At 68.0% G+C, this 26,940-nt stretch carries 20 protein-coding genes; 12 read left to right on the top strand and 8 right to left on the bottom strand.

Annotated features, from left to right (window positions below):
- The coding region (locus KBI44_08605) for a glycine--tRNA ligase subunit beta (GenBank protein ID MBP9144530.1) at positions 1-1,662 on the top strand (1,662 nt) is incomplete at its 5' end.
- Positions 1,663-2,044: 382 nt separating this feature from the next.
- On the opposite strand, the gene KBI44_08600 is transcribed toward KBI44_08605, so the two are convergent.
- The 4 genes from KBI44_08600 to KBI44_08585 form a co-directional block, all read right to left on the bottom strand.
- Positions 2,045-2,434, bottom strand: coding sequence for a VOC family protein (locus KBI44_08600; GenBank protein ID MBP9144529.1), 390 nt, complete (start codon positions 2,432-2,434; stop codon positions 2,045-2,047).
- 232 nt (positions 2,435-2,666) lie between these two features.
- Positions 2,667-3,182 (bottom strand): DUF4199 domain-containing protein, encoded by a 516-nt coding sequence (locus tag KBI44_08595; protein MBP9144528.1) that lies wholly within the window; start codon positions 3,180-3,182, stop codon positions 2,667-2,669.
- Between the two features lie 87 nt (positions 3,183-3,269).
- On the bottom strand, positions 3,270-3,950 hold the full coding sequence (locus tag KBI44_08590) for a hypothetical protein (protein ID MBP9144527.1): 681 nt from the start codon (positions 3,948-3,950) through the stop codon (positions 3,270-3,272).
- 18 nt (positions 3,951-3,968) lie between these two features.
- The gene (locus tag KBI44_08585) at positions 3,969-8,135 is read right to left on the bottom strand and encodes an Ig-like domain-containing protein (protein MBP9144526.1); all 4,167 of its coding nucleotides are present in this window, start codon (positions 8,133-8,135) and stop codon (positions 3,969-3,971) included.
- Positions 8,136-8,429: 294 nt separating this feature from the next.
- Between KBI44_08585 and KBI44_08580 the strand changes: the two genes are divergently transcribed.
- The 4 genes from KBI44_08580 to KBI44_08565 all read left to right on the top strand — a co-directional run bounded on the left by KBI44_08580 (position 8,430) and on the right by KBI44_08565 (position 13,486).
- Positions 8,430-11,141, top strand: a complete 2,712-nt coding sequence (locus KBI44_08580; GenBank protein MBP9144525.1) for a pyruvate, phosphate dikinase — start codon at positions 8,430-8,432, stop codon at positions 11,139-11,141.
- A 338-nt stretch (positions 11,142-11,479) separates the two neighbouring features.
- Positions 11,480-12,082, top strand: coding sequence for a class I SAM-dependent methyltransferase (locus KBI44_08575; protein ID MBP9144524.1), 603 nt, complete (start codon positions 11,480-11,482; stop codon positions 12,080-12,082).
- A 213-nt stretch (positions 12,083-12,295) separates the two neighbouring features.
- Positions 12,296-12,700, top strand: a complete 405-nt coding sequence (locus KBI44_08570) for a nuclear transport factor 2 family protein (protein ID MBP9144523.1) — start codon at positions 12,296-12,298, stop codon at positions 12,698-12,700.
- A gap of 90 nt (positions 12,701-12,790) precedes the next feature.
- On the top strand, positions 12,791-13,486 hold the full coding sequence (locus KBI44_08565) for a hypothetical protein (GenBank protein MBP9144522.1): 696 nt from the start codon (positions 12,791-12,793) through the stop codon (positions 13,484-13,486).
- Between the two features lie 128 nt (positions 13,487-13,614).
- On the opposite strand, the gene KBI44_08560 is transcribed toward KBI44_08565, so the two are convergent.
- Both KBI44_08560 and KBI44_08555 read right to left on the bottom strand, forming a co-directional pair.
- Positions 13,615-13,995: a type II toxin-antitoxin system VapC family toxin gene (locus KBI44_08560; GenBank protein ID MBP9144521.1), complete on the bottom strand. Its 381-nt coding sequence runs from the start codon at positions 13,993-13,995 to the stop codon at positions 13,615-13,617.
- On the bottom strand, positions 13,992-14,243 hold the full coding sequence (locus KBI44_08555; protein MBP9144520.1) for a type II toxin-antitoxin system Phd/YefM family antitoxin: 252 nt from the start codon (positions 14,241-14,243) through the stop codon (positions 13,992-13,994). The genes KBI44_08560 and KBI44_08555 overlap by 4 nt, the downstream gene beginning before the upstream one ends.
- Positions 14,244-14,337: 94 nt before the next feature.
- On the opposite strand from KBI44_08555, the gene mutL reads away from it, so the two are divergent.
- The 4 genes from mutL (at position 14,338) to KBI44_08535 (ending at position 20,466) form a co-directional block, all read left to right on the top strand.
- Positions 14,338-16,164 carry a DNA mismatch repair endonuclease MutL gene (gene mutL, locus KBI44_08550; GenBank protein ID MBP9144519.1) on the top strand — a complete coding sequence of 609 codons (1,827 nt, stop codon included), beginning with the start codon at positions 14,338-14,340 and terminating at the stop codon, positions 16,162-16,164.
- Entirely contained in the window at positions 16,130-17,008 is an 879-nt protein-coding gene (rnc, locus tag KBI44_08545; protein MBP9144518.1) for a ribonuclease III, read from the top strand. Before mutL ends, rnc begins: the two co-directional genes overlap by 35 nt.
- Positions 17,009-17,057: 49 nt before the next feature.
- Positions 17,058-18,356: an asparagine--tRNA ligase gene (gene asnS / locus KBI44_08540; protein MBP9144517.1), complete on the top strand. Its 1,299-nt coding sequence runs from the start codon at positions 17,058-17,060 to the stop codon at positions 18,354-18,356.
- Positions 18,357-18,525: 169 nt separating this feature from the next.
- The gene (locus tag KBI44_08535; GenBank protein MBP9144516.1) at positions 18,526-20,466 is read left to right on the top strand and encodes a hypothetical protein; all 1,941 of its coding nucleotides are present in this window, start codon (positions 18,526-18,528) and stop codon (positions 20,464-20,466) included.
- Between the two features lie 117 nt (positions 20,467-20,583).
- On the opposite strand, the gene KBI44_08530 is transcribed toward KBI44_08535, so the two are convergent.
- Complete coding sequence (locus tag KBI44_08530; protein MBP9144515.1) at positions 20,584-20,919, bottom strand: lipid-A-disaccharide synthase N-terminal domain-containing protein; 336 nt, start codon at positions 20,917-20,919, stop codon at positions 20,584-20,586.
- Positions 20,920-20,977: 58 nt separating this feature from the next.
- Here KBI44_08530 and KBI44_08525 point away from each other — a divergent pair, with 58 nt between their 5' ends.
- Genes KBI44_08525 through KBI44_08515 form a run of 3 tightly spaced genes read left to right on the top strand, consistent with a single transcriptional unit; the run spans position 20,978 to position 24,927 of the window.
- A complete protein-coding gene (locus KBI44_08525; protein ID MBP9144514.1) occupies positions 20,978-21,940 on the top strand; it encodes an EamA family transporter in 963 nt (320 codons plus the stop codon).
- A 43-nt stretch (positions 21,941-21,983) separates the two neighbouring features.
- Positions 21,984-23,933, top strand: coding sequence for an acyl-CoA dehydrogenase family protein (locus KBI44_08520; protein MBP9144513.1), 1,950 nt, complete (start codon positions 21,984-21,986; stop codon positions 23,931-23,933).
- A gap of 7 nt (positions 23,934-23,940) precedes the next feature.
- On the top strand, positions 23,941-24,927 hold the full coding sequence (locus KBI44_08515) for an NAD(P)H-quinone oxidoreductase (protein MBP9144512.1): 987 nt from the start codon (positions 23,941-23,943) through the stop codon (positions 24,925-24,927).
- On the opposite strand, the gene KBI44_08510 is transcribed toward KBI44_08515, so the two are convergent.
- Entirely contained in the window at positions 24,924-26,906 is a 1,983-nt protein-coding gene (locus tag KBI44_08510) for a M1 family metallopeptidase (protein ID MBP9144511.1), read from the bottom strand. The genes KBI44_08515 and KBI44_08510 overlap by 4 nt on opposite strands.
- Positions 26,907-26,940 lie beyond the last annotated feature (34 nt).

Genomic DNA, 26,940 nt, shown 5'->3' with positions numbered 1-26,940 from the left:
CCCTGGGTCCGCCCGGTCCACGGAGTTGTCGCCCTGTTCGAAGGCCAGATCGTGCCCTTCGAGCTCTTCGGGATCGAGGCCGGTCGCGAGTCCGCAGGGCACTCGACGCTTTCGCCGAAGGGCTTTCCGGTAAAGGGAGTCGAGGACTACCTGGCGGCGTTGGCAGAGCGGGGCATCGTCGTCTTTCCGGCGGAGCGCAAGCGGCTACTGCTCGAGCGGATGACAGCTCGCGCCGTGGCGCTCGGCGGCGTGCTGGTCGAAGACTCTTCCCTGCTCGACAAGCTGGCGGCGATCTGCGAGATCCCCGGGGTGATGGAGGGGGCTTTCGCTGCCGACCTTTGTGCGTTGCCGCGGGAGGTGCTGGCGACGTCGCTGCGCGATCACCAGAGTGCGCTGACAGTGGAGAAGGACGGCGCGCTGCTGCCGGTGTTCCTGACCGTCATGGACCGCCCGGACGACCCGGCGGGGCGGGTGCGGGCGGGCAACGAGTGGGTCGTCGCGGCGCGGCTCGCCGACGCGAAGTTCTTCTTCGAGAAGGACCGCGCGACAGCGCTCGCCGACCGCCGCGAAGGCCTCGCGAAACTGACCTTCCAGGAGAAGCTCGGCAGCTACGCCGAGAAGAGCGTCCGTCTGGTCGCACTCGCCGATTCGATCGCCCGCGCGGCGGGAGTCTCCGACCTTTCTGCGGTGCGATCGGCCGCCGAGTTGCTGAAGGTGGATCTCGCGACCGACATGGTGAAGGAGTTTACCGACCTGCAAGGCGTCGTCGGTGGGCTCTACGCCCGCGCCGAAGGGGCGCCGGAGGCGGTCTGGCAGGCGATCTACGATCAGTATCGTCCGGCGGGAGCGAAGGATGCCTTGCCGCGCGGTGCGGTCGGCCAGGTGACGGCCCTCAGCGACCGCCTCGACACCCTCGCGGGGTTCTTCGGCCTCGGCCTGATTCCGACCGGCTCCAAGGATCCGTTCGGACTCCGGCGCGCAGCGCTCGGAGTCGTTCGCCTCGCGCTCGAAGGCGAGGTCGAGGTGAACCTCGAAGCGGCCCTGGGAGTCGCCTTTGGACTTCTTCACGAGAAGCTTCCAGTAAAGGGTGTCGTGGACGGCGGGGCAGCGGTGCCTTCGCCGAACGTTCCTTCTGCGCAGGCGAAGGCCTTCGGCCAGTTGGTCGAGTTCCTGCGTGATCGGCTGACGCATGTGCTCGGCGAGCGCGGCTTCGCCTACGACGAGGTCGCCGCGGCCATGGGGGCCGATGGCGACAGCCCCTTGGCCTTCCGCGCCATCGCCGCGCGAGCGGCGGCGCTCCAGGGCGCTCGCCAGGAGCCCGATTTCGCCATCGTCGCGCAAGCCGCCAAGCGCATCGCGAATATCACCAAAGGAAGCGAAGCCTTTCCCTTTGCTGAAGCCTTTTGCACGTTGGAGGCCGAACGCGCGCTGCGTCAGGCAGCCCTTGCATTGCATGACGAGATTCTCGCTGCGCGAGCGACTCGTGATTTCGCAACCGGTCTGCGCAGCGTGCGCAAGCTGGCTTCGCCGCTCGAGGTCTTCTTCAAGGAAGTGATGGTCATGGACCCCGACCCTCGACTGAAGCAGAACCGTATCGCCCTGCTGCAGTCGATCCAGACAGAGATCCGCTGGCTCGCCGACCTGTCGCAGATCGTCGTCTAGTTCGCCCCCGGAGTCAGACCGCCGGAGATCAGCGAGCTTTCAGGGACTGTCCCCAATTCTCGGAGGCGGCTTTTCAGGGCTGTCCCACCGCGACGCGAGGGGCGCTCGGGATCCAAAGTGGAAAAACTGGTGACAGTTACCTCATTTCGCCCAAGTTGAAGACCTGCGGCTCGGAGCGGACGCCGGGCGAAATCAGGTAACTGTCACCAATTTTTCCGAGCACGCGACCTCCGACGGTACGCCGGGGGCACGTATCTGCCCAGGGGAGCCGGGGCTCTCCGAAGCGTTGGCTTGGGGCAGGCACATGTCCCCAGCTGCGGGTCCGGCTACCCTTCGTCGTTAGGGCGGAGAAGAGAAGCCGTGTCGGAACCGTCCCAGCGGCCTACTCGCCGGCCGGGGGTTCCCAGAGCTCGACCTTGTTGCCCTCCGGATCGATGACCCAGCCGAACTTGCCGTATTCGGAGTCCTCGCCGCTCTTGTCGACGACGTTGCAGCCCTCCCTGCGCAGCTCGACGAGGAGTGCGGAGAGATCGGCGACGCGGTAGTTCACCATGAACGGCGCCGTGCTCGGGGCGTAGTAGTCGGTTGTTTCCGGGGCGATGTTCCAGATCGTGGTGCCCCCCGTCGGAGCCCCGGCGGCGTCGACCCAGCGAAAGGCCGCGCCCCCCCAATCCTGGACGTCGATGCCGAGGTGCTCTTTGTACCAGGCGCGCAGCGCGACCGGGTCCTTCGCCTTGAAGAAGATGCCTCCGATACCCGTGACTCTTTGCATGTGAACCTCCGGAGCTTGGAAAGCGAGTGAATGGGTCGTCTCGTCCTGCGCGGCGGCGGAATCGTTTCGTGCTCGGAGCCCCGGGTCCCGATCCCGCACCCCGTAAGCGGCCGCCTTGAGAACATCGGCGGCCACGGGGTAAGCCGCGGGATGTGGACTCCGGTCTCCTGCGCGCGAAACGATACCGCCTCCGCTCTCATCTGCGAATGGCCGAGCGCGCGACCGGACCGGGTCACTTCTTCCGCAGGATGCCGGCCGAGATCGCCGAGGCGAGGAGGCCGACCGGGAACGGCTCGAGGAAGGCCATGGCGGCGTTGATCAGCGGATTGTCCATCATGCGCTTCATCTGCGCCGCCTGGGCGGTCGCTTCGGCGATCTTCTCCGCCGATCCGCCGGCGGCCTTGACCTTGTCGATCATGAAGGCGGCGTACTTGTCACAGAAGTCGGGCATGAAGTTGGCGTAGACGATCGCCCAGACGATGCCGTAGCAGACCGACGCCACCGCGGCGATGCCCAGGCCGACGAGAAAGCCCCTGCCGAAGCTCATTTTGCCTCCGGCGACGCTGTCGCGATACGAGCGCATGCCGGGGAAGATCAGCAGCGCCGAAAGCACCAGCGCGGTATAGCCGATCACCATGCCGTACTCGAAGCCGATGCGGTCGGCGAACGGCATGGTGGCGAGCATCATGCTGATCGAGACGACGCCCGCGATCAGGCCCCAGGTGAGAATCGTGCGCTTCATCGACATGGCTTTCGTCTCCTGTGACGGCGGGGAGCAGCGGCTTCGATGCCGCGATCCGGTGCGGACGATAGGTCCTGCGCCGCGCCGCCGTCGTCACCCGTTCGAGTGATTTTTCGCTGTACCGGGCGATTCTCGCCCGATTTCGTGCTTTCGGGTGAGGGCTCCCGCCGGAGAGGAGCCCGGCGGTACTGGGAAAGGGGCCTGCGGTACCTGGAAAGGGCCCTGCGGCACCGGGAAAGGGGCCTGCGGTACTGGGAAAGGGGCCTGCGGCCCCGGGGGGAGCAGGCCTGCGGCCTGGCCGAGCTGCACCGCCTGCGTCCTTCGGCGGGCTCCCAGCTTGTCGAACAGCCGGCTCGAGTGGGTCTTCACGGTGTTCTCGCTGACGAAGAGGCGTTCGGCGATCTCGCGGTTGGAGAGGCCTGCGGCGATGAGCCCGAGGATCTCGAGCTCGCGGGCGGTGACGCCCAGCTCTTTCCGGCGGCGCTCGTCGACCGAAAACGGGGTGCCCCCCGGAACGGGCACGCCGGCCGGCACCGGGATGGGCACTTCGACCGGGACGAGGACCCTCTCGACGCGGGTGCGGGTGAGGCGCAGGCCGAGGAAGATCCCGAGCGTCGCGAAGAGGGCGGCGATGAGCCCGCCCCAGATCTCGACCGAGTGCTCGAGCACCAGGAAGCGGTACTCGGTGAAGCGCAGCGCGGCGAGCAGCAGACCGCAGAGGGCGCCGTAGCCGGCGATCCGTCGAGCGGTGGCAAGGAGCGGGGATGCGGCCACGCCGCGATGATAACCGCCTCAGGGCACGGTCGAGGACCAGGCGCCCGTGCCGCCGCTCGCAAAGCCGTCGAGAAAGAGGGCGCCGCCCGGGTTGTCTTCCGGTGTGGCGTCGAGTTGCAACAGGTAGGCCGCGAGCTCGGCGCGCTCTCCGGGGGCGAGCGCTCCGGCGACCCGGTGCGGGGCGGCGAGCGCGAGCTCGTCCGGCCGCGTCACCGTGATCTCGTCGAGGCTCAGGTTGGGGAAGGCGCTGGTGGCGGTGATCTCGAGCGTGTTCGTGCCACCGGCGGCGAAGACGACCCCCTCGAGCCGCGCCGTCCGCCAGTTCGTGTGGCGCCACGAGGGGTTGTTGCCGACCGCCGCCAGGGCGAGATCTTGCGCCACGCCGTTCACCGCGACGCCCACCTGCGCCGCACCGGAGCTGCTGTAGCGGAGCTCGATCGCCCCGATGCCGCCGGCGCCGCCGTCGACGCCCGCGAAGGTCACGCGCGCCCCGTTCGGCCCGAGCGCCGCGTAGGCTCTGCCGCGGACGGTGTCATCGTTGTTGAGCTCGACGTAGTTGCTGACGATCTGGGCGCCGGCAGAGGGGCTCGCCGCCTCGGCCGGCAGGACGGTACCGCCGGCTGTGTTGAAGAGGGAGTCGAGGTTCGGAGCCGAGCCGTCGTGGAGGTAGCTCGACTGCGTCCAGAGCCCGAGAAGCGTCGGCGTGTCGATGCCGGTGAGCGGTCCGCCGAGGCGGCCGCCCGACGTCGTTCGCAACGTTCCGACGTCGTGGAGGGTCGCTGTGCCCAGGCTCGAATCGGTGAAGGAGGGGCCGCGGTGGCAGGCCGTGCAGGCCAGGGCGCGAAAGTGCGTCCGGCCGGCGACCGCGGCGGCCGTGAGACTGCCGTCGGCGTTGCGGTACGGGCTGCGCGGGACGGCGGTCCTGCCGAGGGAAGCGACGTAGGCGGCGAGCCGATCGAGGTCCATCGACAGACCCGCCTTGGGCGGCCCGAGCGGCGCCGCGGTCGCGGCGTAGTCGTCGTCGTCCATGAAGCCGTTACCTCCGAAGGCGTCGCGGATGTCGTTCTCGAAGTCCTGGATCTCGTCGAAATTGGCGCTCCAGTGGACGTTGCCCTGTCCGGTCCCCGCCCGGCCGACCAGGGGCAGGGTGCGGCGCAACCCCTCGCCGCGGCCGGTGAAGTCCCAGACGCGGCCGTCGGCGCGGCCTTCGAGATGACAGGTGGCGCAGGAGAGGTAGCCCTCGGCGCTCATCCGCGGATCGCGCGCATGGTAGAAGAGGCGCTTGCCGGCGAGGACGTCCTCCGGCAACGGCTCGCCGGCGAGCGTCCCGGCGCTCTCGACGGCGCTCGATGGCAGCTGGATCGAGCCGCCGGCATAGAAGTCGCCGGCGTCGAAGAGGGTGGTCGTGCGGCCGAGGAAGTCCTTCGTGAAGATGCGGTCGCTCGCGGCGTCCGTGCAGAGCCCCTGGGGCGCGGAACCGGTCGCCAGGCGGGTGACGAGCGAGCCCAATCCGGCCGCGTTCTCGATTTCGAAGGCGTCGAGGATCACGAGCTCGTCATCTCCCTGCAGGGTCACGAAGAGGTAGTCCCCGAGCGGCGAGAAGGCGAGCGCCGAAGGCGAGTCGCTGTTGTCGAGGTCGATCGCCCGCACGGCGGTGCCGGAGGCGAGCGCCAGCTCGACCAGTGTCGCCCGTACCGTGTTGTCGGAATCGAGGTCGGGGCCGAAGAGATGGCCGCGCTCGACGTTCGGTTTGGTGGCCGCGACCCAGGCATGGGTGCCGGTGGGAGAGATGGCGATGGCCACCAGCTGGTTCGGCGTGCCGCGGCCATCGGCGGTGCTGTCGCGATGGGCGTCGCCGCCGAGCTTGGGCAGGCGGATCGTGCGGGTGAGCGTCAGAGTCGCCGTGGAGACGTCCCAGACCTCCCCCCAGTCGCGGTCGGAAAGGAAGCGGGTGACGAGCAGGCGTGCGCCGTCGGCCGAGAGCGCCAACGCCCGCGGCGACGGTCCGAGCGTGAGCGTCGCGGTGGTCTGGCGCGAGGCGGCGTCGATCCGGCGCACCTCGCCGCGGCCTTCGAGGGCGACGTAGAGCGTCTCTCCCGCCGGGGAGGCGACCAGCCCTGCCGGCCCACTGCCGTAACCGGTCGGAATCTCGTCGACCACCGAGCCGCCGGCATCGAGAACGCGGATGCGGTCGTCGTCGCCGCAGGTGACCCAGATTTCGCCGCCCGCCGCACGGGCGAGCGCTCGCGGTTTGGCGCAGACGGCGGTCTCGAGCTCGAACGCCCCCGAGTCGGCGTCGAGCGCGGCGACGGTGCCGTGGTCGGGGTTCACCGTCCAGACGCGGCGGGCGGAGGCGTCGCACAGCACCGAGGTGCTGGCGGCAGGCGACGGCCCTCCTGGCGGAACCGCGACGGTGACGACGCGGGTGCGCGAGGCGATCGCGCCGTGCGGGTCGCGCGCCTGAACGGTGGCACGGAAGTGCCCGGTGGACGCGTAGGTGTGGTTCGCGTTGGCGCCACCCCAGACGGTCTTCGGCGAGCCGTCGCCGAAGTCGAACCGGTACTCGACCGCCTCGCTCTGCGGTTCGACCGCGGTCGCGACGAAAGTGACCGACTCCCCGGGAGCGGCTGGGTACGGTGAGGCCGCGTAGCTGGTCAGGGTTGGCGGCGAGTTGCCGTTCACCGTCGAGCCGGTGGAGAAGGTGAAGCTGTAGCCGGCCATGCCGTTGCCGGCGGCGTCCTCGATGCCGCCGGCCGGCAGGAGCACCTCGTAGGTCGTGTTCGCGGAGAGCGGCTGGTCGGGGGTGAACGTCAGGATGTCGTCGAAGGCGAAGGTCAACCGGCCGGCGATGCTCGAGCCGCCCACCGGGCGGACGATGAAGGTCGCGCCGTTGACGACGGTCGGCGTCTCGAGAGTCTCGTGGATGAGCAGGGTGATCGGCGAGCCGGCGGGGTAGTTCGTCTGTCCGGCGCGCGGGATGTGGAAGCCGACCGACGGCCCGCGCGTGTCGGGAGCCGCCTGGTGCGCCCAGACCGCCATGCCCTGGTTCTCGCCGACGCCGCCGGTGACCAGGAGGTTGCCGAGCGGCAGGGCGAACTGCGAGGTGTCGATGCCGACGCCACCGCCGGTGGTGTGCGGCACGGTCGCGCCGTGGAGGTCGAGGACCGACTCGAAGGTGCGCATGTCGACCTTGTGGTCGCCGATGAAGGCGAACTCGTCCTGGAACTGGGCGTACATCGCGGCCGCGCCCGGCAGCGGGGTGTCGGCGATCAGCCGGAGATCCGAGGGGTCGGTGACGTCGACCACCTGCATGCCGTTGCCGCCGTCGCGGTAGGGGAACACCACGTAGAGCTTGCCGTCCCCGCCCCAGACCTCCGGCCAATAGCCCCCCGGCCCGCCGCTCGTCAAGACGTCGAGGAGCACCGGATTCGCCGGGTCCGAGACGTCGTAGGTTGCCACTCCCGTGCGGCTCTGGTCGGAGGCGAAGATGAGGAGGTTGCCGATCAGGAACGGATGGCCGACGACCCCGGTGAGACCGAGGTGATCCCAGCTGCCGAGCTCCACGCCGTTTCGTTCGATCGTCGCGAGGCCGGAGATCGCGCCGTAGCTCCACCAGGTGTCGCCGACGAAGAACGGCTGGAAGAGACAGCCGCGGACGCCGGCGCAGAGAAGATCGGGATAGGTCGTGCGGGTGAGGCTGCCGAAGGCGGGGTTGGCGCGAAACGACCAGGGGGCCTCCGGCGGCCAGTTGGCACCGAGGACGAGGTAGTCGCCGCTTTGCAGGTAGCCGTGGGCGTTGATCGGCATGGGGGTGACGCCCCAGGTGGCGAGCTGAACCGGATTTTCCGGGTCGGCGAGATCCCAGGTGCGCACCTGGAAATCCGATCCGGGCTCGCTCGAGGGCACCTCGGGGACCGAGAACAGGATGCCGTTGTGGTACGCGAGGATCGCCGTCCGGCCCTGGTTCGGCGCGAGCAGCCCGGACAGGAGCGTGCCTGGAGTCTGCGGAGCATTGGGGAAGCCCGCTCCGGCGAGGAGCGCCGGGGCGAGGAGGGCGGCCGCCACCAGTGCGTGGGCCAGCCGGGGCTGAGCGCGCCCGTGGTGTCGCCGTTCGCGCCGTCTGCCAGGAGCGCAGGGGTCGGCGGCAGGCGTCGATCGTAGCGAGTGCGAGGCGGAGAAGGGCATCAACGATCTCCTCGGAGAAACCTGGGAAGTTGCGACACGGAGGCTCGCACGAGGCCGCGCGGTCGGGGTGTGAAGCAGTTCGCGGTCGGCGGTTACGGCACGACTACGGTTCCCTCACCGCGGGATTCCGGCCGGTTCCGGACCTAGACCACCTCTTTGGACGGCGGGCAGAAATGCCCGCCGCTGTCAGAGTTCCCGAGCGGGTCGGCGATAGACTCGAGCGAGTCGCTCCTGCAGGTCTCGCCGTGCTTTCTTCGGATGACGAACGGATCTCCCGGTCGCGGAGGGTGCTCGATGGGCAACAAGTGGGTCTACGGCTTCGACGAACTGGCAGCAGCGGAGCGCACCGCCGGCAACTGGGACGCGGTTCGCGGCCTGCTGGGAGGCAAGGGCGCGAATCTGGCCGACATGACTCGCCAGGGACTGCCCGTGCCGCCCGGCTTCACCGTGACGACAGCCGCCTGCAACGCCTATCTCGAAGGCGGCGAGACGTTTCCGGATGGCCTCTGGGAGGAGGTTCTCGACGCGCTCGCGAGACTCGAGAGGATGACCGGCAAGCGCTTCGGTGATGCCGCGAATCCGCTGCTCGTCTCCTGCCGCTCGGGAGCCCGGTTCTCGATGCCCGGCATGATGGACACGGTGCTCAACATCGGCCTCAACGACGATGTCGCGGCCGGTCTCGAGCGGCTCACCGGTGACGCCCGCTTCGCCTTCGACAGCTACCGCCGGCTGGTGCAGATGTTCGGTTCCGTCGTGATGGAGATCGCTGACGAGCCGTTCGAAGAGGTACTTACCGAGGCCCGCAGGCGGGGCGGGGTGGCGAGCGACTCCGACCTCGGTGCGGACGACTGGCGGCGGGTCACCGCGGAGTTCAAGGCGATCATCGAGCGTCGGACGGGTCGGCCGTTCCCGCAGGACCCGCGCGAGCAGATCCGGCTCGCCACGGAGGCGGTCTTCCGCAGCTGGAACGGCCGCCGCGCCGTCGACTACCGGAACGCCGCCCGGATCGCCCACGACCTGGGCACGGCGGTCAACATCTGCACCATGGTGTTCGGCAACCTCGGCAACGATTCGGCGACCGGGGTCGCGATGACGCGCAGCGGCGCGACCGGCGCGCCGGGGATCGAGGGCGATTACCTCACCAACGCCCAGGGCGAAGACGTCGTCGCCGGAGTCCGGCTGACCAAACCGATCGAAGAGCTCCGCGCCGAGATGCCGGCGGCCTATGCGGAGTTCGAAGCGATCGCGGAGAAGCTCGAGCGCCACTATCGCGACATGCAGGACGTCGAGTTCACCATCGAGCGCGGCAAGCTCTGGATGCTGCAGACGCGGGATGCCAAGCGCACCGCCCAGGCCGCTGTCCGCATCGCTGTTGACATGGTCCAGGAGGGTCTGATCACACGCGAGCAGGCACTGCTGCGCGTCTCGCCGGACCAGGTCGATTTCTTCCTGCACCCGCAGTTGGAGAGGGGCTCGGTCAAGAAGGCAATCCAGGCTGGAGATCGGATCGCCCGGGGCTTGAACGTTTCACCAGGCGCAGCCGTGGGCGTCATCGCTTTCGACGCCGACGTCGCGGAGCGCTGGGCGAAGGAATCCGATCGGCCGGTCATCATGGTTCGCCCGGAGACCAAGCCGGACGACGTCCACGGCATGCTCGCGGCGAAGGGGCTGCTGACCAGCCGCGGCGGGCGCACGAGCCACGCGGCACTCGTCGCCCGCCAATTCGGCAAGCCGGCAGTGGTCGGAGTGGCGGAGCTCGAGATCGACCTCGAAGGTCGCACCATGCGGGTCGCGTCGCGGACCTTCGCCGAGGGCGACTGGATCTCGATCGACGGCACCTCGGGAGAGGTTTTCGCCGGCGAGCTCGCCACCATCGTGCCGGATCTCAAGGACCCCTATTTGCTGAAGCTTCTTTCCTGGGCGGATACCGAACGCCGCCTTCAGGTCTGGGCGAATGCCGACTATCCCACCGACGCCGGGCGGGCGCGCGACTACGGCGCGCAAGGCATCGGCCTCTGCCGCACCGAGCACATGTTCTTCGAGACCGAGCGCATGCCGGTGGTGCAGCGGATGATCCTCGCCAAGGACGACCCGGTCGTCGTCGCCGAGTGTCTCGAGTTTTTGCTTCGGCATCAGCGGAAGGATTTCTACGGTCTCTTCAAGGCGATGGACGGGTTGCCGGTCATCGTGCGTCTGATCGACCCGCCGTTGCACGAGTTCCTCCCCGGCCATCTCCAGGTCGCCATGGAGGTCGAGAAGCTCGAAGAGTCCGGCGCGGATCCGGCGGCGCTCGCCGATCGGCGCCAGGTGCTTTCGGCGATCGAGCGCCTGCACGAGTCCAACCCGATGCTCGGCCTGCGCGGGGTGCGCCTCGGAATCCACATGGCGGCGCTCACCCGCATGCAGGTCCGGGCGATCTTCGAGGCCGCCTGCCAGGCGGCGAGCGAGGGCATCGAGGTGCACCCGGAAGTGATGATTCCGCTGGTCGGGCACTGGCGCGAGCTCGAGGTGCAGCAGCAGGCGCTCGAGCAGGAGGCCGAGAAGGTCATGGCCGAGCAGGGCCGGCGGGTGAGCTACAAGTTCGGCACGATGATCGAGATCCCGCGCGCCGCCCTGACCGCCGACGAGCTCGCCCGTTTCGCCCAATTCTTCTCTTTCGGCACCAACGACCTGACGCAGATGACGTTCGGCATCTCGCGCGACGATGCCGAGAAGGGCTTCCTGCTCGAGTACCTCTCGAAAGCGATCCTGCCCGAGAACCCGTTCGCCTCGATCGACGAGCCCGGCGTCGGCAAGCTCATGCAGATGGCGGTCGAGCTGGGAAGAAAGACCCGTCCCGGCATGGAGATCGGCATCTGCGGCGAGCACGGCGGCGACCCCAAGTCGATCGCCTTCTGCCACAAGATCGGCCTCGACTACGTCTCCTGCTCCCCCTTCCGCATCCCCATCGCCCGCCTCGCGGCCGCCCAGGCAGCGCTCAAGGAGCGTGGAGTCACCGCGAAGTAGGGGAGCTCACCAGCCCAGCCGCACGTGGCGTGCGATGAGGTCGAAATGCTCGTCAGGGTACCCTCGGCCCCGGCTGCCAACCGACTGCCCAAACCGAGGATCCTCAGCGCCAAGGCGCTTCCCAGTGCAGACCGCTGAAGGCCTGGCCCCCGAACGGATTATTCGGCAGATTTCGCCAACTTTCCCACCCCAGATGAGCACCAGAAACTCCCCGCAACTACAGCAACCAAAGGCCCGTGCTTGCACTTCAAGGCGAATGTGCCACACTCCATACCGCCCAATGTCACACCCAACGCCCACGCCCCCTGTCGCGACGAATCGCAGTTAGGCCCGTTATCGTGACTCCGTCGCACACTGCAGCCACCTACGACAAAATCGCTCAACACTGGGACCACCCGGACTTCGATCACTTCAACGGAGTGGCGCAGCACCACCGGGCCCTTGGGTTCGTGTCCGCGTTTGGCACTGCGCTCGATGTCGGCTGCGGCAGCAACGGGCGCATCGTGTCTATGCTGCTCCAACGCGGCTTCAAAGTTGAGGCGCTGGACCTGTCGCCGGAGATGCTACGGCGCGCCAGACTTCACAATCCCAACGCTACGTTTCACCAGGCTGACATCTGCAGCTGGGAGTTCCACAGGCCCTTCGATTTCATTTCCGCGTGGGACAGCATCTGGCATGTCCCGCTTGATGCTCAAATCGCGGTGGTGAGAAAGCTCTGCTCCGGTCTCTCGCCGGGCGGCGTTTTCATATTCACCTCCGGCGGCGTCTACGAGCCTGATGAGGTCACTGCCAGGTGCTTTGGGCAGCCTCTGTACCATGCTGCGCCGGGAATTCCCGCACTGCTGAGAGCAATCGAAGAGTCTGGCTGCTTCTGCCGCCATCTTGAGTTCGATGCAGGTCCCAACGACAAGCATGTCTACCTGATTGTGCAACGGGCCTAACCAGTCGCTCGAGCGGACGCGTTGGGCGCCTGCTGTCCGCTTCGCGGGTCGCCAATGGTGGCGCGCCGCTCAACTCCAGATCAGTTAGGCGTCGGCCGGTCCATGGTCGCCGGAGGAAAGGAACCCATGCGCCTCCGCATCGCACTTTGTTCAATGAGCGCGGCGTTGGTGATTTCCATCGCCTGCGGCTCAAACGGGAGGCCAGCGAAGTCAATGGACCTAGAGAACTTCGGTACTCGCTATGCGGCTGCGTGGAGCAGCCAAGATCCCGCTCGCCTGGCGTCCTTCTATTCCGAAGAAGGGACTCTCATCGTGAACGCTGGCCCTCCGTCCATAGGGCGCGCTGCGATCACGGCAACTGCACAATCGTATATGGCAGCGTTTCCCGACATGGTCGTGACCATGACGCGAATGAGCGAGGAAGCCGGGCACCCAGTCTTCCATTGGCTCTGGACGGGCACAAACTCGGGCCCGGGGGGTACCGGCCGGTCCGTTCGAATTAGCGGTTATGAGGAATGGAACCTAGATGCAAACGGGCTTATCGAAGTGTCGAACGGCCATTTCGATGAAGCGGAGTACCAGCGCCAGCTGGAGTCTGGTGCCCCTCAGCAGCCGTGATGCACGACATGAAGAGTGTTCGGGAGAGGAATTCGACCCGACGCCCAACAGTCCGCTCAGCTCCAGATCCGTTAGGCGGCGCAAGCCACCATGCCTAGGTCCATCGCGCTCTTCACATTCGCCCTCTTGCTGCTTGCCTTGGTGGCTTTTTGGCCAATGTATCTGTCGAAGGACTGGGCTGCGATAGACCGCTACACCCACGCTCACGCGCTTTTTGGAACGATGTGGATGCTGGTCCTGATCTTCCAGCCGGTCTTGATACTTCGCGGCTACAGACTTGCTCATCGGATAGTTGGACGAACGTCACTGATCGTTGCTCTCGGATTTGTTCTCTCCGGCCTGATGCTCACTCACTTCCGTGTCAGCCGACTGACAGAAACCGCCTTTGCGAAGGAAGGGATCTACATCTACCTCCCCATTTTCATCGCGCTTCTCTTCGCCGCCGCGTGTTTCTTGGGCTTTCGCTGGCGCACGTCCATGCCAGTGCATGCACGCTTCATGTCGTCCACTGCACTCCTGCTGATTGACCCGGTCCTGGCCCGCATCATGTTCTTCTACGTGCCACCACTGCCGTCAGCTCATCTTTACCAAGGCATCACCTTCACGCTGATCGTGGCCGCGATGGCCTACCTTGTGAATTCACTTCCGCGGCAAGCGCCCGGCCGGATCTGGTACCGAAACTACTGTCTCGGGACGGCAGCAATCCTCGCACTCTATTTCGCGGTTCCCTACACCAGTGCGTGGCTGGCGTTTGCGAACTGGTTCCGTTCACTTCCGCTGACCTGATGCAGTTCAACGCTCTCTCGGCGCCGCCGAATAGCTCGCTCCAGCGGCCGGCCGGGCTTCGCCCGCCCGCCGCTCAGCTCCAGATCCGGTAGCAGGCTGCTGACAAACTCGAGTCTGTCAGCAGCCTGCTAGGCGAGACGAAGGAGTTGCACGTCGTAGGCGCGGAAGCCGGCGTCGAGGGTGACGAGGCGGAGGGAGTCGAGCTGCGCTTGCGCGATGAGCAGGCGGTCGAAGGGGTCGTCGTGGTGGCGGGGGAGGGCGCCAGCCCGTTGGGCGTGGCGGGCGGTGATCGGCAGCTCGGTGAAACCGTTGGCGTCGATCTCCTCGACCAGGTCGCCGGAGGTCTCGAGCTTGCCGAGGGCGATCTTGCTCGACGTTTCCCAGATCGTCGCGGCGCTCACCAGAACCTCATTCACCGGATCGGTGATGGCTGCGGAGAAGCGCGCCGGCAGGCGGCGGTCGTCGCGCAGCCACCAGAGCAGGACGTGAGTGTCGAGGAGGAGTCTCACTCCCCGTCTTCGCCGCCCTGGCCGAGAAAGGCAGCCATCATTCCTGCCGGCAGTGGCGCATCGAAATCGCGGGCGATGCGGATCTTCCTCTTCAGCCGGCCGGGTCGGCGCGGCTCGCCGTCGAGCGCCACCAGGCGAGCGACCGGTTTCCCGCCGCGCGTGATGACGATCGACTCGCCGCCCTCGACGCGGTGGAGGAGCCGCGAGAGGTGGGTCTTGGCCTCGTGTACGGTGACCGCGTCGCTCATAACTTAGTCAACTTAGTCCACCTGCGCCCAGGCGTCAAGAACCTGGGCCGCAGTTCACCCCGGCCCTTGCCGCCACTGTTAGTAGGATGCCCCCATGCCGCGCATCCAGATCCTGCCCGACCGGTTGGTGTCGCAGATCGCCGCCGGGGAGGTGGTGGAGCGGCCGTCTTCGGTGGTCAAGGAACTGGTCGAGAACGCCCTCGACGCCGGGGCGACGCGGCTCGAGATCGACCTCGAAGGGGGTGGCCGGCAGCGGATCCGGATCGCCGACGACGGCTCGGGGATGGACCGCGACGACGCGCTGCTCGCCTTCGACCGCCACGCCACGAGCAAGATCACCTCGATGGCCGACCTCGAGCAGGTCGCCACCCTGGGCTTCCGCGGCGAGGCGCTGGCGACGATCGCCGCGGTGGCCAAGGTCGAGCTCACCACCGCGATGGCGCCGGGGGAGGGGACGCGGGTGCTCCTCGAGGGCGGCCGGATCCTGGCGGTCGAGCCGACGGCCCGCACCCGCGGCACCACCATCGACGTCGCGTCGCTGTTCTTCAACGTCCCGGCGCGGCGCAAGTTCCTGAAGTCCCGAGAGACCGAGCTGCGGCGCTGCGTCGAGGTGGTCGAGGGCTACGTCCTCGCCCGGCCGGACGTCTCCTTTCGTTTGAGAAGCGAGGGCCGAGTCCTGCTGGAGGCCTCGGCGCAGGCAGGCGGCGAAGACGCGAGATCTGACGGGTTGCGTCGGCGGATCGGTGAGGTGTTTGGCCAGGCGTTCGAAAAGCTGCTGGTAAAGGTAAGTTCGGGCGAGGCACCCGCGGCGGGCTCGGAGCATTTTGCTCACGGTTTCGTCGGCTCTCCTGCGACGGCGCGCGGGGCCCGGCGCAGTTTTGTGTTCGTGAATCGCCGCCTGGTCCGCGATCGCGCCGTGCTCGCGACCTTCTACCGTGCGGTGCGCGACGAATGGCGCAGCGACGAGTTCCCGTCTCTTTTTCTATTTATCGAGCTTTTGCCTTTCGACGTGGACGTCAACGTCCATCCCCAGAAGGCAGAGGTCCGCTTCCGGGATCCCCGGCTGATGGATCGGCTGGGGGAGACGTTGCGCCTTGCGCTGGCGCGGGCGCGCGGGGAGGAGGCCGCGCCGCTGCGGACCACATCGCTCCTGCCCGAGGCGCCGTTCGCATGGGAGGGATCGGGCGGCAGGAGCTTCCCCCACCAGGCCGGCTTCACCGACGAGGTGCGGGAAGGTCTTTCTGCCGGCTCCGTGGGCACGGTGGGGCAGGCGGTCCACCTCGCTGAGCTCTCGCTCGCTCCGCTCGATCGGGCGCCGGTGCCGCTCTCGGGGCGCGGCGGGGAGACACGGCGCTTCCGGCTGCTGGGGCAGTACAAGGGCGCGCTGATCCTCCTCGAAGGGCCCGACGGGCTCTATCTCATCGATCAGCACGTCGCTCACGAGCGGGTGCTCTACGAGCGCTTCCGGCGCTCCCTCGCCACGGAGCGGGCCGACTCGCAGCGTCTCGTCGCGCCCCTGGTTCTCGAGCTTTCGCGCGGCGAGCGCCTGCGTCTCGTCGAGCTCGCGCCGGCGCTCGAGCCGGCCGGCTTCGAGATCTCCGAGCTCTCGGGCGGGTCGCTCGCGGTCGCAGCGACGCCCGCCGTGCTTTCGCCGGCGGAGGGAGAGGCGCTGCTCCTGCGTCTCGCGGCGGACAGCGCGGCCTCACCCGAGAACCTCGGCCAGCGGATCCTCGACGACTTCGCCGCCAGCCTGGCCTGCAAGGCGGCGGTCAAGATGCACCAGGCCTTCTCGGCCGAGAAGCTTGAGGCGCTCGTTTCGGAGCTCTTCGCCGCCGAGAATCCGTATGCCTGTCCGCACGGCCGCCCGGTCGTGCTGCAGTTGACCGATGCCGACCTCGAACGGCGCTTCGGGCGGCGCTGAACGGCGCCCGTCGAGAACGTCTAAGATCGTTCCCGTGGCAGATCGCAGCGAAATCCTGGCGGCCCTCGAATCGCGGCTCGGGCACGTTTTCCGCAGTCGCGAGCTGCTCGACGACGCGCTCACCCATCGTTCGTGGGCGAACGAGGCCGGGGGCGTCTCGCACTACGAACGGATCGAGTTCCTGGGCGACGCCGTGCTCGGTCTGGTCACGGCGGACTGGCTCTTCGAGCTTCACGCCGGACGGGCGGAAGGGGAGCTCTCCCTGCGCAAGTCGATGCTGGTGAGCGAAGACGCCCTGGCGAGTTACGCGACGAAGATCGCCCTCGGGGAGGGGCTGCGGCTCGGGGCGGGAGAGGAGCGGTCGGGGGGGCGCCTCAAGGCGTCGCTCCTCGCCGATGTGCTCGAGGCGCTCTTTGGCGCGGTCTATCTCGACGCCGGTTTCGAAGCGGCGCGCCGGGTCGTGCGGGCCTACCTCGAGAGTGCGAGCGAGCTGCCGCTCGAACAGCGCGCTGTCGACCCGAAGACGACGCTGCAGGAGCAGGTCCAGGCGCGCGGCTGGCCGCTGCCGGTCTACAGCGTCGTGGAGGAGAGCGGCCCCGACCACGACAAGATCTTCACCGTCGAGGTGCGGATCCGCGGCGACCTCGCCGGCCGGGGCATCGGGCGGACGAAGAAGGGCGCCGAGCAGGCCGCGGCCGGCGGTGCGCTCGCCGTCCTGGACTCGCTGCCCGCGAGCCTGGCGTCGGAGGCATCGGCGGCATCGGTGGTATCGGCGGCATCGCCGGAATCGGTGGCATCGGTAGATGGGCCGCAAGAGGCGCCGTCCGACAGCTCCGCCGGTTGACCGCTCCGGGTTGACCGGGGCCAGACGGGTTTCTACAATGACCGGTTCCATGACTACCCTGGCACCTACCATCCGGCGTCTGAAGAACCATATCGGCGAGAGCGTCACCCTGCGAGGCTGGATTGTCCAGAAGCGCTCGAGCGGCAAGATCGGCTTCCTCCAGGTTCGTGACGGCAGCGGCGTCGTGCAGGCGGTGGCGAGCCGCGCCGACATCTCCGAGGCGGCCTGGGCCGACGTCGAGCAGGCGACGCAGGAGTCCACGGTCCATCTGACGGGGACGGTCAAAGAGGACAAGCGCTCTCCCTCGGGGGTCGAGATCCAGCTCTCCGACTTCGGCGTCGATCATCTGACCCACGACTTCCCGATCACCCCGAAGGACCACGGCACCGCCTTCCTGATGGAGAACCGCCACCTCTGGCTGCGCTCCAGCCGCCAGCGCGCGGCGCTCAAGGTGCGCAGCGAGGTCGAGCAGGGGATCCACGACTTCTTCCACAGCCGCGACTTCGTGCGCATCGACTCGCCGATCCTGACGCCGGCGGCCTGCGAGGGAACCTCGACGCTCTTCGAGACCGACTATTTCGGCGACAAGGCGTTCCTCACCCAGTCGGGGCAGCTCTACCTCGAGCCCGCGATCTCGGCTTTCGGCCGGGTCTACTGCTTCGGACCGACCTTCCGGGCGGAAAAGTCGAAGACCCGAAGACATCTGATGGAGTTCTGGATGGTCGAGCCCGAGGTCGCCTTCCTCGAGTTCGACGGCCTGTGCAATCTGGCCGAGGAGTTCGTCACGTCGCTGGTGGCGCGGGTCCTCGACCGCTGCGCCGAGGATCTCAAGGTTCTCGAGCGCGACACGAAGCTCCTCGAGGCGGTCGTGCCGCCGTTCCCGCGGATCACCTACACCGAGGCGATCGAGCGCCTGAACGCCAAGGGCAACCCGATCGCCTGGGGCGACGACTTCGGCGCCGACGAAGAGACCCTGGTCGCCGCCGATTTCGACAAGCCGCTGATGGTGAGCCGCTTCCCGACCGCCTTCAAGGCGTTCTACATGCAGCCCGATCCGGAAAACCCCAAGGTCGTTCTGGGCCTCGACATCCTGGCGCCCGAAGGCTACGGCGAGATCATCGGCGGCAGCCAGCGCATCCACGACCACGACTTCCTGCTGCAGCGCATCCGCGAGCACAACCTGCCGATCGAGGCCTTCCAGTGGTACCTCGACGTGCGCAAGTACGGCTCCTGCCCGCACTCCGGTTTCGGCATGGGTCTCGAGCGCTTCGTCGCCTGGATGTGCAAGCTCGACCACGTCCGCGAGACCATCCCCTACCCGCGGATGCTCTACAAGATCTACCCCTAGGAACTCCAGTCTCCCAGCTTCGGTGGACTCCCCACCCGTTCGGCCGCGAGTCGCGAGGCATGCCCGGTCGCGGCCTCCGATCTCGCCGGGACCGCCGGAATCTCGGGCAGCGGCTACCGCGGCGCTCCGCGTCCCGGGTTGTGAGACCATCGAAGACTGGAGGCCTTCCATGACAAAGAGAACGCGAATCGCAGTGGTTGTGTGCGCCTGGATCACAGTTGCGGGCGCCGTCGTGTCACGTCTACAAGCCGTGGCCTGTTCCCCGGATTGCGGGCCACAAGAGGTCTGCAACGAGACTACCGGCCAGTGCTTCGAGCTCGATCTCAACTGTCCGGCCGGCGGTCCGATCGCGCAATTCGACCCATCTGCCCTCGGCATCGCGACCAACGAGCTCGCCGATGGCAGGTACGACGCGGCGAGTCGTGCGGAGCTCCTTTCCTACATCGGCGTGAAGCGAGGACAGATTGCGATCTCCTGGGGGCAGATTCAGCCGTCGCCGCATGCTCCCTACGACTGGGCCAAGGCCGACAGTCGGATCGAGGCGCTGGTGAGCGAGGGCCTGGATCCGGTCGTGCTTCTCGGAGATCCGGCGCCCTGGGCGGGTCGAGGCCATCGGATCCTCGACTTGCCGGCTTGGAGCGATTTCGTGCGCGCAGCAGTCTCGCGTTACGGTGGCGGCTCGAGCGGAAATGGTACGGTGCGAAATTGGCAGTTCGAGAACGAGCCCAATCTTCCCATTTCCCCCTACTACGGCGACCCTGCCGGGTATGCCGCGCTCCTCAAGAGGATGATGACGGAAGCTCACGCGGTCGATGCGACGGCGCGCGTCTGGGGACCGTCTGTCGTGTGGCTCGCGGGCAATGACGGCTATGGCACCAATGGCACCGGTGGCCCGGGCTGCGTCGCTTGTCCCGATTGCACCGAATGGCCCCGGTCTCTAGCGTGCTCGGAGCCGATGGACTACCTGCAGAGGGTCCTCAATGGTGCGCAGCCCGACGTCGTGTCGATCCACATCTACGAGCCCGATCCGGAGCGGATGCTCGACGTCTATCTCGCAGTTGTCGATCGCCTGGCCAATCGCCCCACTCCTCTTCGCGCAATCCCGATCGTAGTGAACGAGGGTCATTTCGGATTCAGGCCTGACCGGACGTCGGAGAATGAGACTTACCCCGGCTGCCCCTACGACATCGGCCAAGACCTGCTCGCCCAGGATGTCGCCAGCTTCTATTCCTGCATGCTCAGCACCAACGCCAGCGAGGTGCTCTGGTTCAACGGCAGCGATCGATTCACTCCGGGTTCGCCGTGCGGTCCTGGCACCATCAACATCCGCGGGACAGGTGTCCTGGGTTTTGCCGTCGACCCCAATTTGCCCGTCGACCCTCCTCCTCCCTACCCCTTCGAGCCCGCCTCGATTAAGAACGCTTACTACGCGCTGCGCGCCGTCGCGCGCGCCCAGGAAGCGCGAGCGGACGCGGACGCCCGCCTCGCGGCGGTGCCGTCCACGTGTCGCATCGCGCCGGGAGCCAGCAGTTGCGCGACGACACTGGTGTGGACGGGACGGTACTCCCCGCCCAACTCCCCGCCCAACTTTCTCCAGGTGTGGCGCGACGCCTTGCCCAACCCTGTGTCCGTAGGATGCACCGCGCCGGGCGCTCTCGGCCAGGCGGTGGTCCAGCTCGACAGCGCGTGGGCGAAGTTCGAGCTTCGCGAAGTGACCGACGACACCTGCCCCGACTCGCCAACCGGACTGATTGTCGATCACGTGAGCGTTCGCGGCGACGCCAGCCTGTCAGATCGGGCGCGCGGCGCGGTCTTTGCTCTCGACTCGCCGTGCTCCATCGTTCCCGCTCAGGGAAACGATCCAGCGGGATGCTCGCTAGCGCTGGCGTGGTGGAGCGACGGCGTGGACACCGTCCAGTATCCGAAGGTTAAGGTGTTCGCAGGTGGGATGAAGTATCTCTGCGTGGACGCTGAGACGACGGGGATCGTGAGGACGCAGGTGTGGTCGACCGCAGGCGGAATTCTGTTCCGGCTCTACGAAGCGGAAGGGTGTGAGTCGACGGCAGGGTTGGGGCGGCTGCTGGCAGCGACTCGCGCACGAGGTGAGTGACCATAGCCGTGGCGGGTGCCATCGGTCCCCGCCGCTGCTGTGCGCCGATGTCGGTGATTCCGCGACGCTTGAGAGACCGGATGCGCGTCGTCGGTCCGACGCCGCATCCGGATCCATTCAGCCGGTTGCCCCCGTCCGGAGCCCCCGGCGCAGCAACACGAGATTGCGCGCGTAGAGGAAGGGCAGGAAGGCGAACGAGAGCAGGATCGGCAACTTGTCGATGTGGAAGGCGTAGACGAGCGACAGCGAGCTGCCCCAGAACGAGAGGTGCCAGAAGATCGGCGGCACCACGAGCTCCTTGCGCCTCTCCGAATGCAGCCACTGGATGATGAACCGGCTGCTGAAGAGGGCATTGCCGAGCAGGCCGAAGACCGTCCACCAGCGCGAATCGACATAGAGCCAGGGCAGGGCCTGGCCGAGGAGGGGTTGGAGAAATCCGGCACTTTCGTTCATGGCCCTATTCTGTCGCCCTTTCCCTCGCCCGTGGATGGGGCGGGGTAGAGTGCCCGGCATGCGCGTGACCGGCCGGGAGATCGGCGTCTTCACCCTGTTGACCGTCATCTGGGGGACGACCTGGGCGGCGATCCGGGTCAGTCTCGCGGGGATTCCGCCGGTCACCGGCGTCGCCATCCGCTTCGCCCTGGCGGGGCTCGTTCTGGTGGCGATCGGCCACCTGCGCGGCGTACGGTTCGGCCGGCTGCCGGGCGAGGCTCGCCTCTGGTGGATCAACGCCGCGACCACGTTCGCCGGCTCCTACGGCATCGTCTACTGGGGGGAGCAGTGGGTTCCGTCCGGACTCGCGGCGGTGCTCTTCGCGACGCTGCCGCTGTGGATCGTCTCCCTCGGGCACTTTCTGCTGCCCGGTGAGCGGGGGGGATGGCGGCGCTTCAGCGGCGTCCTCTTCGGCTTCGCCGGGGTCGCGATCATCTTCTCCGAGGACTTCGCGAAGCTCGGCGGGCCGCAGGTCTTCTTCGCCTCGATGGTCTTTCTGCTGGCACCGTTCGTCTCGGCCCTGGGCAGCCTCTCGGTGAAACGGTGGGGGGGCGCGATCTCGCCGTTCTCGGTCGCCGGAGTGCCGATGCTCATGACCGGCGGGGCAATGGGTCTCCTCGCTCTGCTGATCGAGCGCGACCGGCCGATCGCCCCGATCTTCGGGGAGGGTGCCGCCGCCGGCCCCTGGCTGGCGACGCTCTACCTCGCGCTTTTCGGATCCGCCCTGACCTTTTCGCTCTATTTCTGGCTGCTCGCGCGGCGCTCGGCGGTGGCGGCGTCGCTGATCTCCTACACGGTGCCGATCTGCGCCGTGCTGGTCGGCTGGCTGATGTTCGACGAGCCGGTTACCTGGCGGCTGGTCGCTGGCGGTGGAGTCGTCCTCCTCGGCGTGGCTGCGACCCTCTGGTCCGGGCCCGGCCCGGGCGCCGCCGCGGCGGCTCCGGCTGTGCCGCAGCGCGACAAAGATGCCGCTTTGCGGTAAAATCTAGCCGCACTGCGGCATCGACCGCGAGGGAGACGAGCCCATGCCTCCGACAGCTGCGACAACCGCCTCCACCCCCCGTCCCGGGAGCCAGGTCAGCGAGCAGGAGGCGCGCAAGGTCGCCGAAGCGGCGCGCGAGAGCGAATGGAAGAGCCCAAGCTTCATGAAGGAGCTCTTCCTCGGCAACTTCCGGCTCGACCTCGTCCATCCTTATCCGCTCACCGGCCGCGAGCGGCCGGAGTTCGACGCCTTCTACGACGCCTTCCGCGAGTTCCTGGTCACCGAGGTCGACCCCGAGGCGATCGACGCTACGGGAGAGTATCCGCCGCACGTCCTCGACGGCCTGCGCAAGCTCGGCGCCTTCGGCCTCAAGATCCCGAAGGAGTACGGCGGTTTGGGCTTCAGCATGCTCGAGTACTCGAAGCTGATGGAGCTCCTCGGCAGCGTCGACGGCAACGTCGAGGCGCTGCTCTCGGCGCACCAGTCGATCGGCGTGCCGACGCCGCTGCTTTATTTCGGCACCGAGGAGCAGAAGCGCCGCTTCCTGCCGCGCTGCGCGGCGGGCGAGATCTCGGGCTTCGCTCTGACCGAGAGCGACGTCGGCTCCGATCCGGCGCGCCTCGCGACCACCGCCGAGCTCTCGGCCGACGGCACGCACTACATCCTGAATGGCAGCAAGCTCTGGTGCACCAACGGCACGATCGCGTCGCTCCTCGTCGTCATGGCCAGGGGAGCGCATCCTCCGCACAACAAGAAGATCACCGCCTTCGTCGTCGACATGAAGTCGCCCGGCGTGAAGGTCGAGCATCGCTGCCACTTCATGGGGCTACGGGCACTCGCCAACGCGGTGATCTCGTTCACCGACGTCAAGGTGCCGGTCGAGAACCGGATCGGCGCCGAGGGCAAGGGACTCAAGATCGCCCTCACCACCCTCAACACCGGCCGCCTGGCGATCCCCGCCGGTGCGCTCGGCTGCTCCAAGCTCTGCCTCGAGATCTGCCGTACCTGGGCCGCCGAAAGGGTGCAGTGGGGCCGGCCGGTCGGCAAACACGAGGCGATCACGCACAAGCTCGCCGACATGGCGGCGGTCACCTTCGCCATGGAGGCGATGACCGAGCTCGCCTGCCAGATGGCCGACCGCGGTGGCTACGACATCCGCCTCGAAGCCGCGGCGGCGAAGCTCTGGAGCACCGAACGCGGCTGGGAGATCGTCGACGACACCATGCAGATCCGCGGTGGCCGCGGCTACGAAACCGCGCAATCGCTCGCGGCGCGCGGCGAGAAGCCGATCGCCGTCGAGCAGATCTTCCGCGACTTCCGGATCAACCGGATCTTCGAGGGCTCGTCGGAGATCATGCACCTCTTCATGGCGCGCGAGGCGGTCGACAGGCACCTTCAGGTCGCCGGCGACCTCATCGACCCGGAGAAGCCCGTGGGCGCGAAAGTGAAGGCGTTCTTCCGCGCCGCCGGCTTCTGCGCCTGGTGGTATCCGTCGCGCTGGCTCGGCTGGGGGCGTTTTCCGCGCTACGCCGAGTTCGACACTCTGGCGACGCACAAGCGGTTCATCGACCGAGCCTCGCGCAGACTCGCGCGCCAGGTCTTCCACGGCATGAACGTGCACCAGGCGAAGCTGCAGTTCAAACAGGGCTTCCTCTTCCGGCTCGTGGACGTCGCGGACGAGCTCTTCGCCATGGCGGCTGCCGTGTCGCGTGCCGAGGCGCTGCGGCGCAAAGGGGATGAGTCCGCCACGCAGGCGCGGGACCTCGCCGACCTCTTCTGCCGCGGCAGCCGGCGCAAGGTGGCGAAGCTCTTCCACGACCTCTGGCACAACGACGACGACCGCAAGTACAAGGCGGGCCTCGCCGTGCTCGACGGCCGGCACGAGTGGCTGCACGACGGCACGATCTCGATCGACGAGCATCATCGCGAGCTCGCGGGCCGCGCCGCGGAGGCATCTCCGGTCGCCGAGCGCTCGCCGGTCGGCGTGGGCTGAGGCGGCCATGCTGGCGGTTCTCCCCTGGCGGCTCGAGATCTCCGGCGCGATCGCAGTCGGGGAGGTGCCGGCGCCCGAGCCCGGGCCCGGCGAGGTGCGACTTCGCGTCGCGGCGGCCGGACTGAACCGCGCCGACCTCCTGCAGATGCGCGGGCAGTATCCGCCGCCCCCAGGGGCGAGCTCCATCCCGGGACTCGAGTGCGCCGGCGTCGTCGACCGCCTCGGTGACGGGGTGGAGGGCTTCCGCATCGGCGATCGCGTCATGGCTCTCCTCGCGGGTGGCGGCCAGGGCGAGTGGGTCGCGGTGCCGGCCGGGCAGCTCCTGCCGGTGCCGACGAACCTCACGCTCGAAGAGGCAGCGGCGATTCCCGAAGCCGCTCTTACCGCCTGGACGAATCTGGTCGTCGAAGGCGAGCTGCGGGCTGGCGAGACCGTGCTGGTCACCGGCGCGACCTCGGGGATCGGCACGTTCGCAGTCCAGCTGATCCGCGCGCTCGGCGGCAAGGTCGTTGCCGCCGCGCGCTCGGCGGAACGCCTCGAACGCCTGCGCGACTTCGGCGTCGAGCATCTCGTACCGTTCGATGCCGACTACCCGAAGCGGGTGCGCGCGGCGACCGGCGGCAGCGGCGTCGATCTCGTGCTCGATCTGGTGGCGGGGGAGTGGCTGCCACCGACTCTCGACTGCATGGCCGAGCGCGGCCGCCTGGTTCTCGTCGGTCTCACCGCGGGGCGGAAGGTCGAGCTCGACCTGAGCGTTATCCTGAAACGCCGGCTGCGGATCGTCGGCTCGGTCCTGCGCGCGCGACCCGTGGCGGAGAAATCCGCGCTCGTCCGCGGCTTCGCGGAGTTCGGCCTGCCGCGCCTCGCCGACGGCCGCCTGCGCCCGGTCGTCGACCGTCTCTTCCCGCTCGCCGAAGCGGCACGAGCCTACGCCCACCTCGAACACGAGCGCCCGCTGGGCAAGGTGCTGCTGACCGTGCCGCCGGCGGTCTAGCTTTTCGACTGCGGCGTCTGCGTCGGAGCCAGCGGGGCCAGCAACCCGTCGAGCGACAGCTGGGCGAGCGGATGGTAGCCGGGGCGGGCCCGGGTGTAGACGTCGCGCGCGAAGGCGAGCCCATTCGGAGTCTTCGCCAGAGAGGCGTAGAGCGGGCCGATGAACTTCCGCCGGCCGACCGAGAGCAGGAAGCGCTCGAGGGCCGGATAGGCCGGCTTGTACTCGGCGGCGATCGCGCGTTGGAACCAGTCGAAGAGAATCTCGGCGTTGCCCGATTCGGTGAAATGGAAAGCGGCGTCGAGCGCCGCGAGGCGGTGCGTCGCGACCGGTGAGGGTGCGGGCAGGTTGCGCAGGAAATGCTGCCACTGCTGGGTAACCCAGCCGGTGGTCGCGAGCTCGCCCGGGGGCGTTCCGGCGGCCAGGCGGGCAAGCTCGGTGTCCACCTTGCCGAAGGCCGGCGACTTCGGATCGGCGATGCTCGCCGGCAGCCCTGGACCGTAGACCCACGCCTGCACGTCGGCCTTCGCCGCGATGGCCGGGTTCGAGTCGAGGAGCTTCTTCTCGAGCTCGGTGACGAAACCGGCGGTGGTCATCGACTGGAAGGCGTGAGCGGTGAAGTAGTCGTGGAGGAAGCGGTCCCACGTCTCGCGGCCGACCGTTTCCTCGAGGTGCCGCAGGAAGAAGTAGCCCTTGTCGTAGACGATCGCCCCCGGCGCATCGTCCGGGTCGCGGCCGGCGAGGTCGCCGTAGAGCCAGGTCTCGCGGCTGCCGGCGCCGGTCTCGCCGAGTGCCGCCTCGAGCTCCCGCTTCGACAGCTGCGCCTGCATCTCCGAGTAGTCGCGGCCGTAGACCGCTTCCATGATCCGGCTCTCGAAATAGACCGTGAAACCCTCGTTGAGCCAGAAGTCGTTCCAGGTGGCGTTGGTCACCAGGTTCCCGGACCAGGAGTGGGCGAGCTCGTGCGCCACGAGGGCGACCAGGGAACGGTCGCCGGCGAGGATCGTGGGCGTTGCGAACGTCAGGCGCGGATTCTCCATGCCGCCGAACGGGAAGCTAGGCGGCAGGACGAGCAGGTCGTAGCGCTCCCAGCGGTAGGGGCCGTAGAGCTTCTCGGCCGCGGCGATCATCTTCTCCGTGTCGGCGAACTCCCAGGCGGCTTTGCCGACGACCGAAGGCTCAGCGTAGACGCCGGAGCGCTCGCCCAGGGGGCGAAATTCCAGGTCGCCGACCGCCAGGGCGAGAAGGTAGGACGGAATCGGGTGTGTCATCTCGAACCGATAGACACCGCTCGAGTTGCGGCCGGTCGGGTTGGTCGCCGACATCACCGCCAGGAGCTCTTTCGGCACCCGGATCGTGGCGCTGTAGGTCATCCGGACCCCCGGACTGTCCTGGCAGGGGACCCAGGTGCGGGCGAGGATCGCCTGCGACTGGGTGAAGAGGAAGGGGCTCTTGCCGCCGCCGGTCTGCTCGGGCGCGAGCCACTGCAGGGCACCGGCCTCCGGCCGGGTGCGATAGTCGATGCGCACCGATCGGGTCTCCGGATCGAGCGCGATCGCGAGCTCCTGGCCGAAGATCGGCACCGCTTTCGCCAGGGTGAACGCGGCCGGGGCGGGGTTGCCGTCGAGATAGACCGCCGCGATCTCGAGGTCGCGGGTGTCCAGACGGAGGGTCCGGGCGGCGGGGTCGCGGCGCTCCAGGTCGAGGGTGGCGCTGCCGGTCAGGCGCCGACTCTCGAAGTCGACCGTGAGATCGAGCGCCAGGTGGCGGACGGCGACCTCGGCCGGGCGGCCGAAGGAGTGCGGGTCAGCCGGGGAGCCGGCGGGGGGCGGCGGGGTCGGCGGGGTCGGCGGGGGCGCCGGGGTCGCCGGGGTCCCCGGGTTGCCCTGGCTGGTCTCGACGGCAGGGCCGAGCGCCGCACGGGCGGAGATCGAAGTGGCGCAGAGCAGCAGGGCGGCGGTGACGCAGAGGCATCGGGTCATCGTTTTCATCCCTCTTTGCCAGTCGGAAAAGTCG

The organism is Thermoanaerobaculia bacterium (assembly GCA_018057705.1).
Lineage (GTDB): Bacteria > Acidobacteriota > Thermoanaerobaculia > Multivoradales > JAGPDF01 > JAGPDF01.
Note: the sequence above shows the minus strand (reverse complement) of the source record. Positions and strands in the feature narration are given on the sequence as shown.